7 protein-coding genes are annotated in these 15,021 nt (G+C 75.0%); 5 read left to right on the top strand and 2 right to left on the bottom strand.

Going from position 1 to position 15,021, the window contains the following annotated elements:
- Positions 1-105 precede the first annotated feature (105 nt).
- Positions 106-1,470 (bottom strand): AbfB domain-containing protein, encoded by a 1,365-nt coding sequence (locus ACR807_RS04135; protein ID WP_438919839.1) that lies wholly within the window; start codon positions 1,468-1,470, stop codon positions 106-108.
- Between the two features lie 71 nt (positions 1,471-1,541).
- Positions 1,542-2,990, bottom strand: coding sequence for a family 43 glycosylhydrolase (locus tag ACR807_RS04130; RefSeq protein WP_438919838.1), 1,449 nt, complete (start codon positions 2,988-2,990; stop codon positions 1,542-1,544).
- Positions 2,991-3,553: 563 nt separating this feature from the next.
- Between ACR807_RS04130 and ACR807_RS04125 the strand changes: the two genes are divergently transcribed.
- The 5 genes from ACR807_RS04125 to ACR807_RS04105 all read left to right on the top strand — a co-directional run bounded on the left by ACR807_RS04125 (position 3,554) and on the right by ACR807_RS04105 (position 15,005).
- Complete coding sequence (locus ACR807_RS04125) at positions 3,554-3,769, top strand: MbtH family protein (RefSeq protein WP_438919837.1); 216 nt, start codon at positions 3,554-3,556, stop codon at positions 3,767-3,769.
- Between the two features lie 139 nt (positions 3,770-3,908).
- The gene (locus ACR807_RS04120; protein WP_438919836.1) at positions 3,909-9,821 is read left to right on the top strand and encodes a non-ribosomal peptide synthetase; all 5,913 of its coding nucleotides are present in this window, start codon (positions 3,909-3,911) and stop codon (positions 9,819-9,821) included.
- The gene (locus ACR807_RS04115; RefSeq protein ID WP_438919835.1) at positions 9,818-12,967 is read left to right on the top strand and encodes a non-ribosomal peptide synthetase; all 3,150 of its coding nucleotides are present in this window, start codon (positions 9,818-9,820) and stop codon (positions 12,965-12,967) included. Before ACR807_RS04120 ends, ACR807_RS04115 begins: the two co-directional genes overlap by 4 nt.
- Positions 12,964-14,331, top strand: a complete 1,368-nt coding sequence (locus ACR807_RS04110; RefSeq protein WP_438919834.1) for an FAD-dependent oxidoreductase — start codon at positions 12,964-12,966, stop codon at positions 14,329-14,331. Before ACR807_RS04115 ends, ACR807_RS04110 begins: the two co-directional genes overlap by 4 nt.
- Positions 14,331-15,005: a DUF6875 domain-containing protein gene (locus tag ACR807_RS04105; RefSeq protein ID WP_438919833.1), complete on the top strand. Its 675-nt coding sequence runs from the start codon at positions 14,331-14,333 to the stop codon at positions 15,003-15,005. Before ACR807_RS04110 ends, ACR807_RS04105 begins: the two co-directional genes overlap by 1 nt.
- Positions 15,006-15,021: the final 16 nt, after the last annotated feature.

Genomic DNA, 15,021 nt, shown 5'->3' with positions numbered 1-15,021 from the left:
TCGCTCGGAGGCTAGCGCGCGCAGGGAGGTGAGAGGGCCTCACGTGAGAGGGCTGCCGCGGGCGCGGCGGGCCGCCGCTCTGCCGCGCCCGCGGCCCCGGTCGGGTCAGTACCCGACCTGGAAGGTGGCGTCGGCGCGGTCCGACGCGGTGGTGACGGGGTCGATGCGGAGGAGGTGGTTCGCGTGGCGGAGGTGGCGGTCCGGGTAGTTGTGCGAGCGGAACGAGGTCCAGGTCGGGTCCGCCAGGCCGGCGACCTGGGTGAAGGTGGCGTCGGCGGCGAAGCCGGCGCTGCCGTCGTTCGCGGCCAGGCCGACCACGTGGTTCGAGTGCCTCAGGTAGCGGTCGGGGTAGTTCACCGAGCGGAACGAGACACCGGTGCCCGCCAGGCCCGAGACCAGTCGCCACTGGGAGTCCTGGTACGGGTCGAACGGGTACGGGTCGATGCGGGCCGCGTTGTTCCGGTGGCGGACCAGGTGGTCGGGGTGGCTGTACGACTTGATCCTGTTCCAGGTGGGCGCGCCCCAGCGGGTGACCAGGTTGTCGTACTCGGTGGTGGTGATGCCGCAGATGGTGGGGTGCTTGGCGTTGAGGGGCTGGGTGTACCGGGCCTTGGTCAGCGGCGTCCAGGAATCGGTGCCGATGTTGCCGGAGCGCCAGGCGTACAGCTCGCCGTTGACCGGGGAGAACGAGTCGCCCCACAGCCACCACTCGTTGCGGTCGTGCGCCTTCACCACGACCGGGGCCTCGATGCCGCCCGTGACGACGCCCGCCGTGTAGGTGGTGAAGCTGCCGGGATTCAGGGTGGACGAGCGCGCGCCGTAGAGGCGGCCGTCGACGAAGCTCTTGTAGTACAGGTAGTTCATCCCGTTCCCGACGTGCACGGTGGCGTCGAGGACGTTGAAGCCCGGGTCGAAGAAGAGCTGTGGCGACGACACCGTGACGAAGTCGGTCGTGTAGTTGACGTAGAACGCGTCGCGGCCGCCGCTGTTGGCGGAGCAGAGGATGCCGTACCGGTTGCGGGAGGCGTCCCAGAACGCCTCGGGCGCCCAGGTGTGGGTGGGCATGGAGTGCAGCTTCAGGCGGCGGTAGCCGGTGAACGTCCGCAGGTCGGCCGAGTCCCAGGCGTGGACGTACTGGTTCTGCCGGGTGAAGTCGGTGCCGGTGAGGTCGGTGGCCAGGACGACGAACCCGCCGTTCTGCTTGCGCATGATGAACGGGTCGCGCAGGCCGCCGGTGCCCGCGGTCGGGGTGGCGACCGGGTTGCCCTGGTTGAGCGGCATCCAGTGGAGGCCGTCGGTGCTCACCGCGAGGTGCAGGGCGTACCGGTCGGCGAGCTTGTCCGGCGACTCGGTGAAGTAGCCCATGACGTAGGCGGCGTCGCCGGGGGCGGCGGACGCGGTGTGGCGCAGGACCGAGGACAGGGCGACGGCGGACGCGCCCCCCGCCAGGAACGTGCGTCGGTGCAGCATGGCAGGTGCTCCAGGGGTGGGTGGTGGCCGGCGGTGGGAGAGGACCGCCGGCCACCTGGTCGGGGGCGGGGTCAGGCCGCGGGTTCGCCGGACGGCACGGGGAGCTGCGCGCCGAGGCGGACCGGGGTGCCGAAGTTCGGCGTGCCGTCGGCGTTCCAGGTGAACTTCTGGGCGCGCGTCGAGCGGTTCATGTCGCAGCCGCCGGAGGCGCTGTCGTTGGCGTGGTAGACGATCCAGTCCTCGGTGCCGTCGGGCGACTTGAAGAAGCCGTTGTGGCCCGGGGCGTAGACGCCGTTGCCGTCGTTGCGCTGGAACACCGGGTTGGGCGACTTGCTCCAGTGCGCCCGGTTGAGCGGGTCGGTGCCGGTGAGCGTGAGCAGGCCCAGCTTGTAGTCCGGTCCCCAGCACGCGCTGGCCGAGTACACGATCATCGTGCGGCCGTTGCGGTACAGCGGTTCCCCACCCTCGTTGACCGGGTGGGTCTGCCGCTCCCACGACAGCGTCGGCTGGCTGATCGTGCGCCGTGAGCCGCTGATCGTGTACGGGTTCGACAGCGGGGTGATGGTCAGCGACTGGGTGCCGTCGGTCGCGCTGCCCAACAGGTACAGCTTCCCGTTGTGCTGCAGGACGCTCGGGTCGAGCTCCCAGGTGTTGCCCAGGTCGGCCTTGAAGCTGTACGGGCCCATCGGGTCGGTGCCCGCCGACTCCAGCACGTGCAGCCGCTGCGTCGGGTTGAAGTCCTGGACGTTCTGCCCGGCCACGTAGTACAGGTACCAGCGGCCGTTGAGCAGGTGGAACTCCGGCGCCCACATGTTGCAGCACCCGTTCGGGCGAGTGAGGTTGAAGATCACCTGGTCGGACGCGGTCGACAACCCGGCCAGGGTGCGCGAGCGGCGCATGGTGACGGTGGAGTTCCACGTCGTCGTGGCCAGGTAGTAGTACCCGTTGTGGTGCTGGAGCCACGGGTCGGGGCCGTTGCGCTTGATCGGGTTGGCGAACGTGCCCGCGGCGCTCAGCTTGACCGCCTGCCACTGCTGGTTGGCGGCGCCGGTGTCGGGCCACTGGATGACCTGCGCGCCGTCGGCGGTGGAGAAGTCGAGCACGTCGACGGCCTTGCCGCCGGCCCGGTTGAGCAGGCGCACGTGGCCGTTGTCGGAGTCGGCGAGGCGGAACTGCTGGCCGGTGCGGTCGGCGTCGGCGTTCTGCACCAGGCCGGTGCGGTCGGCGGTGGACGGGAAGTCCAGCACCTTGCCGCTGTGGCGCGACCTCAGCCGGTAGTAGCCGCCGCCGGAGTCGACGAACCGCCACTGCTGCCACGCCCCGTCGTTGCGGGCGTACTGAGAGATCCGGGCGCCGTCGTTCGTGGCGAGGTCGTAGACGTCGAGCGCTTTGCCGCTGTTGCGGTTGACCAGGACGTACCAGGCGGTGGTGTCCACGGTGGCGGCGGCGGCCGGGGGCACGGCGACGACCGTCCCGGCCAGCAGGACCGCCGTGGTGGCGAGGACGAGTGACGATCTCATGGCTCAGCTCCCTGCGACGCTGCACGGGTGAACGCGATCGGGTCACGTCCGGAGAACGGACGCGGGGTCTCGTGGTCGGGCGGCGCGGCGGCGGTGCTCGCGCACCGGCACTCGGGATCTCCGTCAGCCGGGTCGTACTGCTGTTAACGCTAACAGCATCAGTGCGCCGCGCTCAATACCCGGTTCCCTCCCGCACGTCGCCAGGCCCTTGGCGTCGAACGGGTTCGACGAACGTCGACGCGATGGCCTTACCCGATCCGTGTTAGCGATAACAGGGCCGAACTGCGGTAAATCGATTCCGCAGCCGCACCGCGCACGGATACACGCTGTTCTTGACCGTTGCCACGAGCCGGGGAATTTCTGCCACCGACACTCTTCAATCGTGACGGGTGATCGGGTGGACACGCGCAGCGACGTTCCATAGCCAAATTAAATAGTTCGCGCCCCAAGTCATAAATGGCCGGTTCGACCGTTCAGTGGCTTCCAGTTCACGAGAACCACCGCGTAACGTTGCGTCCCGGCAAACCCGCCCACATCCGCCAAGGGCTGGAGATCACCGCACCATGAACGTCGAGAACGCGGATTACCGCGAATTCCTGGTCGTCCTCAACGACGAGGAGCAGTACTCGGTCTGGTTCGCCGATCGGGATCTCCCGCCCGGTTGGCGCGCCGAAGGCACGCGCGGGACCAGGGAAGAGTGCCTGAGCCACATCGACTCGGTCTGGACCGACATGCGCCCGCGCAGCGTTCGCGAGCACCTCGCGGCGCACCGCGGCTGACGCGGCACGCCCGACCCCTCAATCACCTCGCGCCCGTCACCGACGGGCGCCTGAAGTCGACCGCGGAATCGGTCTCCGGTAATCACCGGCGGCCGGTTCGGTCGCGCGTGCCAGAAAATATTCTCCGGGGAGGCCAGTGGTGCACGAGGATTCGGTACCGCGGCTCGCGCCCGCCCTTCCGCTGCAGAGCGGAATGATCGCGGCCGGGTTGCGGGACCCGTCCGCCGGGACGGACGTCATCCAGTGCGTCCAGCATTGGCCGCACGGCCTGGACACCACCGCCCACCTCGCCGCGTGGCGCGCGGCGATCGAGCGGCACCCGCTGCTGCGCACCCGGTTCACCTGGCGCGCCGACGGCGTCCTGGAGCAGTGGGCGGGCCCGGCCGAGGACGTCCCGGTGCTGGTGGACGACTCGGTGACCGACCTGGACGCGTTCCTCGCGGCCGACCGCCGGGCCGGGGTGGACCCGGTGTCGGCGGCCCCGCTGCGCGTGGTCGCGCTGCCCGGTGACGTGGTCGTCGCGACCTTCCACCACGCGATCCTCGACGGCCGCTCGCTGGCCGCGTTGCTGGGCGAGGTCGACGACGACTACGCGGCACGCCTGGCGGGCGGCGCGCTGGAGTTCCCGCCCCGCCCCGACTTCGCCGACTACGCCCGCTGGTACGACGCGCGGACCGCGCCCGACCACCCCGGGCACCTCGCCGACCAGCGGTTCTGGGCCGCCGAACTGGCCGGGACGCCGGAGCCCGGACCGCTGCCGCTGGAGCACGCCGGCCCCGGCACGCCGGTGATGGCCACCGCCTCGCTCGCCCTGTCCGACGCCGAGACCGGGGCGGTGACCGCGCTGGCCGCCGAGGTCGGGGTCACCGTGAACACGGTCGTGCTCGCCGCGTGGGGACTGGTCCTCACCGCGCACGCACGCGGCGGCGAGGCCGTGTTCGGCGTGACGCGGGCGGCCCGGCACGGCACCGTCGAGGGCGCGCGGGACATGCTGGGCCTGCTGCTGGCGACCGTGCCGCTGAGGCTGCCGGTGGACCGGGACGCCCCGGTCGCCGACTGGCTGCGCGACGTGCGGGAGCGGTCGGTCCGCGCCCGCGACCACCAGCTGTGCCCGCTGCCCGACATCCAGCGGGCGTCCGGCCACGAGACGCCGCTGACGCGCAGCCTGGTCCTGTTCGAGCGCAGCGAGATCAACACCGTGCTGGCCGCGCGGCCCTCGTCGCCGCCCGGCAGGCGGGTGCGCATCCTGCGGACCCCCGGCTACGCCCTGACCCTGTACGCGTTCGCCGAGCCGCGCCTGAGCTTCCAGCTGATCCACGACACGGGCCGGTTCCCGGCGTGGGCGCCGGACGCGCTGCTCGGGCAGGTCCGCTCGCTGCTCGCGGGCATGGCCGAGGCTCCCGGCAGGCCGGTGCGGGACCTGGTCGAGCCGCGCGGGGCGGAACGGGCGCGGCTGCTGGAGCGGTGGAACGGGACCGACGTGGAGCTGCCCGCCGACGCGACCGTGCCGGGCCTGTTCGCCGAGCAGGTGTGGCAGCGGCCCGACGCGGACGCCGTGTTCGACGGCGAGCGGTGGCTGAGCTACGCCGAGCTGGACGAGCGGTCGAACCGGCTGGCGCACGTGCTGGTCGAGCGGGGCGCGGTCGCGGACCGGCCGGTGGGGCTGGCGCTGCCGCGCGGCGCGGACCTGGTGACGGCGATGCTGGCCGTGCTCAAGACCGGCGCGGCCTACCTGCCGCTGGACCCGGCGAACCCGGCGGCGCGCGACGCGGCGGCCCTGCTCGGGTCCGGCGCGCCGCTGGTGGTCACCGACCGGCCGCGCCCGCTGCCGGACGGCGTGGCCGCCGTGGTGCTGCCCGAGGTCGACCTCGACGCGCGACCGGCCTCGTTCGACGTCGTGCCGGTGCACCCGGCGGGCGTGGCCTACGTCAACCACACCTCCGGCTCGACCGGGCGCCCCAAGGGCGTCGCCGTGCCGCACCTGGGCGTGGTGCGGCTGGTGACCCGGCCGAACTTCGCCCGCTTCGGGCCGGGGCGGACGTTCCTGCACCTGTCGGCGACCGCGTTCGACCTGACCACGCTGGAGGTCTGGGGCGCGCTGCTGACCGGCGGCCGGGTGGTGGCCGCGCCGGAGTGCCCGGTCGAGCCGGCGGTGCTGGCGGCGCTGCTGCGCGAGCACCGGGTGAGCGTGCTGTGGCTGACCGCCGGGCTGTTCCACGCCCTCGACCCCGCGCTGACCGCCGACGTCGAGCAGCTGCTGGCCGGTGGCGACGTGCTCGCGCCGGACGCGGTGCGCGCGGCCCTCGCGGCACGCGGCGGCAAGCCGGTGGTCAACGGCTACGGGCCCACCGAGAACACCACGTTCACCTCGTGCCACGTGATGACCTCGCCCGACGAGGTGGGCGCGACCGTGCCCATCGGCACGCCGGTGCAGCGCGGCTCGGTGTACGTGCTGGACGAGCTGATGCGGCCGGTGCCGGTGGGCGTCCCGGGCGAGCTGTACGCCGGCGGTGACGGGCTGGCGCGCGGCTACTGGGCCGCGCCCGCGCTGACCGCCGCGAAGTTCGTGCCCGACCCGTTCGCGGCCGAACGGCCCGGTGGGCGGCCGGGCGGGCGGCTGTACCGGACCGGCGACCTGGCGCGGTGGCGGCCCGACGGGGTGCTGGAGTTCCTGGGGCGCGCGGACCGGCAGGTCAAGGTGCGCGGGTTCCTGGTGGAGCCCGCCGAGGTCGAGGCGGTCCTGCGCGAGCACCCGTCCGTCGGGTCGGTCGCCGTGCTGCCGGTCGGCGACGGGGAGGCGCGGCACCTCGTGGCGTTCGTCGTGCCCTCGGGCGCGTTCGACGTCGACGCGGTGCGCGGGCACGTCGCCGAGCGGCTGCCCGCCTACCTGTGCCCCGCCCGGTACGTCCCGCTGCCCGAGCTGCCGCTGAACCGCAGCGGCAAGGTCGATCGGGCGGCCCTGAACCTGGTCCGCGCCCCGGGCGCGCGGGGCGCGGACCGGACCCCTCCCGCCACCGGCGCGCAGCGCCGGCTGGCCGGGCTGTGGCGGCGGTTGCTGGACGTGCCCGAGGTGTTCGCCGAGGACGACTTCTTCGCGGTGGGCGGCAACTCGCTGCTGGCGGTGCGGCTGGCGTTCCGGGTGCGCGAGGAGTTCGGCGTGGAGGTCCCGGTGGCCGAGCTGCACCGGGCCCGCACGCTCGCGGGCTGCGCCGCCGTGCTGGACGCGGCGCTGGACCGCCCACAGCCCGACTCCCCCGCACCGGGCGCCTCCGGGGCGGGCGCCTCCGGGGCGACCACTTCCGGGGCGGGGCGGGCGGCGGGCATCACGCGCCGCGACCGGTCCGCCTACCGGGTGCCCCCGCCCCGGACCGCCGCCGAGGACGTGCCCGACCACCTGGTGGTCCCGGGCGGCACGGGCGACTGGGCGGCGTGGCGGTGGGTCGGGCTGCGCGGCACCGGGTTCGGCGTCGAACCGCTGCTGGCGGTGGCGAGCCCGGACGCGGCCCGCGCGGCGGAGGACGTGCTGGCCGCCGAGGACGCGCTGGGCGAGGCGCGGTGGACGGCGTTCCGGGTCCTGCGGGAGGTCGAGGACCGGGCCACCGGCGAGCAGCGCTCCGCCCTGCGGCGGATCGGCCGGCTGGTCCGCAAGGGCCGGTTCGCCGAGGCGCGGGCGGCGCTGGACGGCGTGCGCGCGGTCACCGTCACCGCGCCCGTGCCCGACCCGGCGGGGGCCGTGGTCGGCGACGCGGCGGTCGAGGCGGTGGCGACCGAGGCCCGACCGGCGGCCGAGGTGCAGCTCGTGGTGCCGCACGCGGGCATCGCCGAGGTGGACGGCGCGCTCGCGGTGGCCGCCGCGACCGCCGCCCGCCACGAGGCGCTGATGGCCGACTACGCGGTCCGGTTCGAGGAGGGCCGCCGGGCGGCGACGGACGTGCTCCGCGTGGTCAGCGGCGACCCGAAGTTCCGCGAGGCGGTGGCGTGGCAGAACCCGCGCGCGCTGCGGACCGCCGTCGACGCGCTGCACCGCGCCCTGGGCGGCGACCGGCCCCCGACGCGCAACGTCGACTACCGGCGCTGGGAGCACACCGTCGTCAGCTACCTCCAGCGGTACTGCGCGAAGAACGACACGATCGGGTTCTTCGGCCCGGTCGGCTGGGCCCGGGTCGAGGACGACGCGCCCGCCGCGCTCACCGCCCGCCCGGGACCCCGGCTGGTCGACTCGCGCACGACCTACCTGGAGAACTGGGCCGTGCAGCAGCTCGCCGAGGCGCTGACCACCGACGCCGTGCGGCCCTGGGCGGTGCCGAGGCGGATGCCGTTCGTGGACGTCGTCGGCGACACGGTGCACGTGCCGATGACCGGGCCGGTGCGGCTGCCCCCGCCGGACGCCGCCGTGCTCGCCGCGTGCGACGGGGTGACCGGCGCGCACGCGATCGCCGCCCGGCTCGGCAGGCCCGAGCGGGACGTCCTCGACACCCTCGAACGGCTGCGCCGCGCCAAGCGGATCGCGTGGACCCTGGAGGTGCCGCCGGAGGCGCTCGTGCCGCAGGACTCCCTGCGGGAGCAGGTCGCGGCGATCGGGGACGACGCGGCGCGGGCGACGGCCGAGGCCGCGCTGGCCGAGGTCGAGCGCGGCCGGGCGGAGGTCGCGGCGTCCGTCGGCGACCCGGACCGGCTGGTGGACGCGATCACCGCGCTCCAGGAGACGTTCACCGGCATCACCGGCGCGGCGGCCGTGCGCCGGCCCGGCCTGTTCTACGCGGGGCGGACCGTGGTGCACGAGGAGTGCCGGCGCGACCTGGACGTCACCCTCTCCCCCGCGCTGCTGGAGACGCTGTGGTCGCCGCTGTCGCTGGTGCTGGAGGCGGCGCGCTGGTTCACCGGCGCGGGCGCGGCGCTCTACGGCAAGGCGCTGCGCGAGGTCTACCGGGAGCGGGTGGCCGCCACCGGCTCGGACCGGGTGCCGCTCGCGGACTTCTGGCTGTGGGCCAACGACACGATCTTCCGCCTCGACGAACGGCTGGTCGAACGGCTCGTGCGGGCGTTGCAGCAGCGCTGGGCCAGGGCGCTGGGCGGGCCCGCGGGCGGTCGCGAGGTCCACCACCGCGCGGACGACGTGCGGGACGCCGTGCTGGCCGCGTTCGCCGCGCCCCGACCGGGGTGGCGGGGCGCGGTGCAGCACAGCCCGGACGTGCTGATCGCCGCGCGCGACGCGCAGGCCGTGCGGGACGGCGACTACCGGTGGGTGCTGGGCGAGGTGCACCCCGGCGTGAACACCGCGCGGTCGGCGCTGTTCGTGTCGCAGCACCCCGACCCGGAGCAGCTGCGCACCGCGATGGCCCGGGACCTGGGCGGGCCGCGGGTCGTGCTGGCCACCACCCGCGAGGAGGGCGGCACGCCGCAGCGGCTGGCCGACGCGCTCGTGCTGCCGAGGGACCTCAAGATCGTGTTCGGGCACGACGCGTGCGGGCCGGGCCTGGCGGGCGCGGTGCCGGTGGGCGCGTGCGAGGTCGTCGAGGTCGGCGGGCGGCTGCTGGCCCGCAGCCGGGACGGCCGGGTGGACCACGACCTGGTCGAGCTGCTCAACGAGCAGGTCATGGCGCAGCTGGTGCAGCACTTCCGGCTGCTGCCGGCGGGCGGGCACACGCCCCGGGTGAGCGTCGACCGGCTCGTCGTCGCCCGCGAGGGCTGGCGATTACCCGCCGGGAGGTCCGCGTTCGCCTTCGCCGCCGACGAGGGGACCCGCTTCCTGCGCGCGCAGGCGTGGCGCCGCGAGCACGGGATGCCGAGGTTCGTGTTCGTCAAGAGCCCGGTGGAGCACAAACCGTTCTACGTGGACCTGGAGAGCCGGCCGTCGGTCGAGCTGTTCGCGCACGCGGTGCGCGCGCTGGACCGCGAGAAGCCCGGCGCCCCGATGGGCGTGGGCGAGATGCTGCCCGGTCCGGACCAGCTGTGGTTGACCGACGCGCACGGCGCGCGGCACACCGCGGAGTTCCGGGTCGTGGCGGTGGACAGACGTGGTTGGCCGGACAAGGGGGAGGAACCGCGGTGAGCGCAGTGGTACCGGAGGGTCGGGCGGACGAGGTCTTCCTGTTCCCCGCGTCGTCGGGGCAGCGCAGGCTGTGGCTGGTCGACCAGCTGCTGCCCGGCAGCCCCGTCTACAACATCGGCTGGCGGGTCGGCGTCGACGGCCCGCTGGACGTCGCCGCGCTGCGCGCCGCCCTGGACGCCCTGGTCGCGCGGCACGAGGCGCTGCGGACCCGGTTCGCCGTGGACGACGGCGTGCCGGTGCAGGTCGTGTCGGCGACGTCGCCCGTGCGGCTGCACCTGGCCGACGCGCCCGACGTGGACGCCGCGGTGCGCGCGGAGGTCGGCCGGCCGTTCGCGCTGCACGACGGGCCGCTGCTGCGGGCGACCTTGCTCAACGGCGACGTGCTGGTGCTCGTGCTGCACCACGCGATCGCCGACGGCTGGTCGTGCGCGGTGCTGTTCGACGAGCTGGCGGCGCTGTACGCGGCCGAGGTGGGCGGCGCGCCCGCCGACCTGCCCGAGCTGCCCGTGCAGTACCCGGACTACGCGGTGTGGCAGCGCGAGCAGGCCGACGGGGGCGCGTTCGCCGCCGACGCCGAGCACTGGCGGCGCGCGCTGGACGGCGTGCCGACCGTGCTGTCGCTGCCCGCCGACCACCCGCGGCCGGCGGTGCCGACGGGGCGCGGCGCGGAGCTGCGCGGTGACCTGGCCGTCGCCGACGGGTCGTTCGCGCGGCTGCTCGCGGTCTTCCAGTGCGTGCTGCACCGGGTGACCGGGCAGGCCGACTTCCTGGTCGCCACGCCCGTCGCGGCCCGCACGCGGCCGGAGACCGAGGGGCTGGTCGGGTTCGTCGCGAACACCGTCCCGCTGCGCGCGACCTTCACGCCCGGCACGACGTTCGGCGAGGTCGTCGCGGCGGCCGAGGCCGCGACCGTGGCCGCGCTGGCGCACCAGGACCTGCCGTTCGAGCAGCTGGTGGACCTCGTCGCGCCGGAGCGCACCCTGGCGCGCTCCCCGCTCGTGCAGGTGATGTTCGCGGTCGAGCCGGTGCCGCCCGCGCGGGAGGCGGGGCCCGTGACGTTCCGCCCGGAGGCCGTCGCCAACGGCGGCGCGAAGTTCGACCTGTCGCTGACCGTCGAACGGGCCGGTGACCGGTGGTCCGCGCGCTGGCAGTACGACACCGAGCTGTTCGACCCCGCGTCGGTCGAGGCCCTGCACGCGGTGTTCGCCGCCGCCGTGCACGCCTCCCCCGGCGACCGGGTCGCCGAACTGGTGCTCACCGACCGCGACCACGGCGAGCGGGCCGCCCCGGTGCCCGCCGGGACCGCCGCCGAGCTGGTGCTCACCGCGCTGGCCGAGGACCCGGACGGGGTCGCGGTCGAGGGCGAGCTGACCCGCGGGGAGCTGGACCGCGCCGCGAACCGCCTGGCCCACGTGCTCCTCGCGGCCGGCGCGGGACCGGACCGGCCGGTGGCGCTGTGCCTGGACCGCGGCGCGGCCGTGGTCACCGGCATCCTGGCCGCGTGGAAGGCCGGCGCGGGCTACCTGCCGCTGGACCCGACGTGGCCCGCGGCGCGGCTCACCGCCATGGCCGCCGGCTCCGACGTGCCCGTGCTGGTCACCGACGGCGCGGCCCGCGAGGTCACCGGGCCGCTCGACGGGCCGTGGACCGAGGTCGACCTGGACACCGCCGACCTGGCCGGGCAGCCCGGCACCGCCCCGGACGCCGTGCCGCAGCACCCCGGCAGCCTGGCCTACGTCATCCACACCTCGGGCTCCACCGGCACCCCCAAGGGCGTTCGGTGCACCCAGGGCGGTTTGGCCGCGCTGCTGCGCGCCATGGTGGAGCTGACCGGCCTCGGGCCGGACGACCGGCTCGCGTCCATCACCACGCCCGCGTTCGACGTGTCCACGGTGGAGATGCTCGCGCCGCTGGTCACCGGTGCGACGCTGGTCGTGGTGCCCGCCGACGACGTGGCCGACGGCGCGCTGCTGCGCGAGCGGATCGCGGCGACCCGCGCCACCGTCGTGCAGGGCGGTCCGGCGAGCTGGCGGATGGTCGTCGCGGCGGGCGGCGTGCCCGCGTGCGTGCGGCTGGCGATCAGCGGCGGCGAGGCGATGACCCGCGACCTCGCCGACGACCTCCAGCGCGGCGGCGCGGTGCTGATCGACGGCTACGGCCCCACCGAGACCACGGTGTACTCGGCGGCCGGCGTCGTGGCGCGCGCGCCGGACCCGGTGCGGCTCGGCCCGGCGGTGCGCGGCACCTCGCTGCACGTGCTCGACCCGCTGCTGCGCCCGGTGCCGCCCGGCGTGATCGGCGAGCTGCACATCGGCGGCGCGGGCGTGGCACGCGGCTACCACGGCATGCCCGGGACGACCGCCGACCGGTTCCGGCCCGACCCGTTCGGCGACACCCCCGGCGGGCGCCTGTACGCCTCCGGCGACCTGGTCCGGCGGCACGCCGACGGCTCGCTGGAGTTCCTGGGCCGCGCCGACCGGCAGCTCAAGGTCCGCGGCTACCGGATCGAGCCCGGCGAGGTCGAGGCCGTGCTGCGCGCCCACCCGGACGTGGCGCAGGCCGTCGTCGTGGCGTGGTCCGCGCACGCGGCCGACGTGCGGCTCGTCGCCTACGCGGTGCCCGCGGGGGACGTCGCGGACGACGAGCTGCGCCGCCGGCTGCGACCGCACCTGGCGGCGGGGCTGCCGGAGTACATGCTCCCGGCGTCGATCGTCGTGCTGCCCGAGCTGCCCCGCACCGGCACCGGCAAGATCGACCGGGACGCGCTGCCCGCCCCGGTGTGGACGACCGAGGACGTCGAGCGCGTCGAGCCGCGCGACGACACCGAGCGGCGCATGGCGCGGATCTGGCGGGACGTGCTGTCCATGCCGGCCGACTCGCCGCTGGGCGTGCACGACAACTTCTTCGCCCTGGGCGGCCACTCGCTGACCGCGACCCAGATGCTGGCCCGGGTCCGCGCCGCGCTGGGCGCGGACCTGCCGCTGGCCGCGCTGTTCGCCGCGCCGACCATCGCCGAGCTGTGCGCCGGGCTGACCCGCGGCACGGCGGCGCGCGGTCCCGTGCCGCTGATCGACCAGCTCGACGAGCTGTCCGACGCCGAGATCGACCGGCTGCTGGGCACCCTGGCCGACGAGGACCTCGCGTGAGCCGGCACGCGCTGGTCGTCGGCGCGGGCCTGGCGGGGTCGCTCACGGCCGTCTACCTGGCCCGGCGCGGCTACCTCGTGCGGGTGCTGGAACGGCGCGGCGACCCGCGCGCGCCGGGCGTGCGCGAGGAGGGCCGCTCGATCAACCTCGGGCTGTCGCAGCGCGGCATCGTCGCGCTGCGCGAGATCGGTCTGCTCGACCGGTTGGCGCCGCTGACCGTGCCCATGCGCGGCCGGGTCGTGCACCTGCCCGACGGGCTGCGGTTCCAGCCCTACGGGTTGGCCGAGGACCAGATCCTGCACTCCGTGCTGCGGCACGACCTCAACGTGGCGCTGGTCGACGAGGCCGAGCGCCGGGGCGTCGAGTTCCGGTGGGGGCACCGGGTCACCGCCGTGGACCGGGCCCGGCCCGCGGTCACCGCGCTCGGCCCGGACGGCGAGGAGACGCACACCGCGGACCTGGTGGTCGGCGCGGACGGCGCGTTCTCCGCCGTGCGCACCCACCTCGGCCGGGGGCGGCGGGTGGACCTGCACCAGGAGTTCCTGGAGTGGGGCTACAAGGAGCTGCTGATCCCGGTCGGCGACGACGGCCGGCCCCGCACCGAGCTGCGCGCGCTGCACGTGTGGCCCGGCGACGACGGGCTGATCGTGGCGCACCCCAACGCGGACGGCTCGCTCACCGCGACGGTGTTCCTGCCGTTCGACGGCGAGCACGGGTTCGCCGGGCTCACCGAGCCGGACCGGGTGCGGGACTTCTTCGCCCGCCGCTTCCCCGACACGCTCACCCTGATCCCGGACGTGGTGGCGCAGTTCCTCGACCACGAGGCCGCGAGCCTGGTCACCGTGCGCACCTCCCCGTGGCACGTCGCCACCGACGAGGGGCGCGGGACCGTGCTGATCGGCGACGCCGCGCACGCGGTGTACCCGTTCTTCGGGCAGGGCATGAACGCCGCGTTCGAGGACTGCTCGACCCTCGACCGCTGCCTGGCCGCCCACCCGCACGACCTGCCGCGCGCCCTCGCCGAGTTCGAGGCCGCCCGCAGGCCGCACACCGACGTGCTGGCCGAGCTGTCCAAGCGGAACTTCGTGGAGCTGCGGGACCGGCTGCGCTCGCCGCTGTTCCTGGTGCGCAAGAAGCTCGACCTGGCGCTGCACCGGCTGTTCCCGGACCGGTGGGTGCCGCTCTACACGCTCATCGCGCACACCACGACGCCCTACGGCGACGCCCTCGCCCGCGCCCGCCGGCAGGACCGCCTGCTCGGCACGGCCCTGGGCGCCACCGCAACGCTCGCCGGCGCCACCCTCGCCGGGCTCGTCACCCGCTCCCGCGGCACCCGGTCGCGGGGCGGGAGGAAGGTGAAGTGATGCTGGTCCACCCGACCGGCCAGGCCCACCACCTGGTGGAACCGGCCGACTTCGCGGGCACCCGGCTGCCCGAGGAGGTCGCGGCGCACGAACTGCCGCTGCGCACCGTCCTCGCGTGGGCCGACGAGTACCTGGGCGGCCCGCACCCCGACCTCGGCAGGCGGGGCGCGGTGTGCCCGTTCACCGACACGTCGTTGCAGCGCGGGCTGTTCTACCTGTCGGTGCGCCCCGGCACCCCGGAGAGCACCGACGAGCTGGCCGCGCTGCTGCTGCACTACCGCGACTGGTTCACCGAGCTGGAACCGCGCACCGGTCCGGGCGCGCAGTTCAAGACGATCCTGGTGCTGTTCCCGGACCTCGTCGAGTTCGACGTGGTGGACCGGACCCAGCAGCTGCTCAAGGCGGAGTACACGCGGATGGGGCTGATGCTGGGCGAGTTCCACCCCGGCCCGCCGCAGAAGGCCGGCCTGTGGAACCCGGCCTTCCGGCCGCTGACCAGCCCGGTGCCGCTGCTGGCGATCCGGCACATGGTGCCGACCGACTTCCCGTTCCTGCGCGACGACGACGAGACCGTCGCCGCCTACCTCCAGCGGTTCGGCGACCGCGTGCCCACGCACCTGCGCGGTGACGTGCGCGCCGCCGCCGACCGGCTCGCGACCACGGCGGGGAGCTGACCATGACCGACCGGAC

The sequence above is a fragment of the Saccharothrix sabaoui genome, from assembly GCF_051756985.1.
Classification (GTDB): Bacteria; Actinomycetota; Actinomycetes; order Mycobacteriales; family Pseudonocardiaceae; genus Actinosynnema.
Note: the sequence above shows the minus strand (reverse complement) of the source record. Positions and strands in the feature narration are given on the sequence as shown.

Coding starts and splice junctions, on each gene's coding strand:
- ACR807_RS04135 (WP_438919839.1), bottom strand. CDS start 1,470: ATGCTGCACCGACGCACGTTCCTGGCGGGGGGCGCGTCCGCCGTCGCC.
- ACR807_RS04130 (WP_438919838.1), bottom strand. CDS start 2,990: ATGAGATCGTCACTCGTCCTCGCCACCACGGCGGTCCTGCTGGCCGGG.
- ACR807_RS04125 (WP_438919837.1), top strand. CDS start 3,554: ATGAACGTCGAGAACGCGGATTACCGCGAATTCCTGGTCGTCCTCAAC.
- ACR807_RS04105 (WP_438919833.1), top strand. CDS start 14,331: ATGCTGGTCCACCCGACCGGCCAGGCCCACCACCTGGTGGAACCGGCC.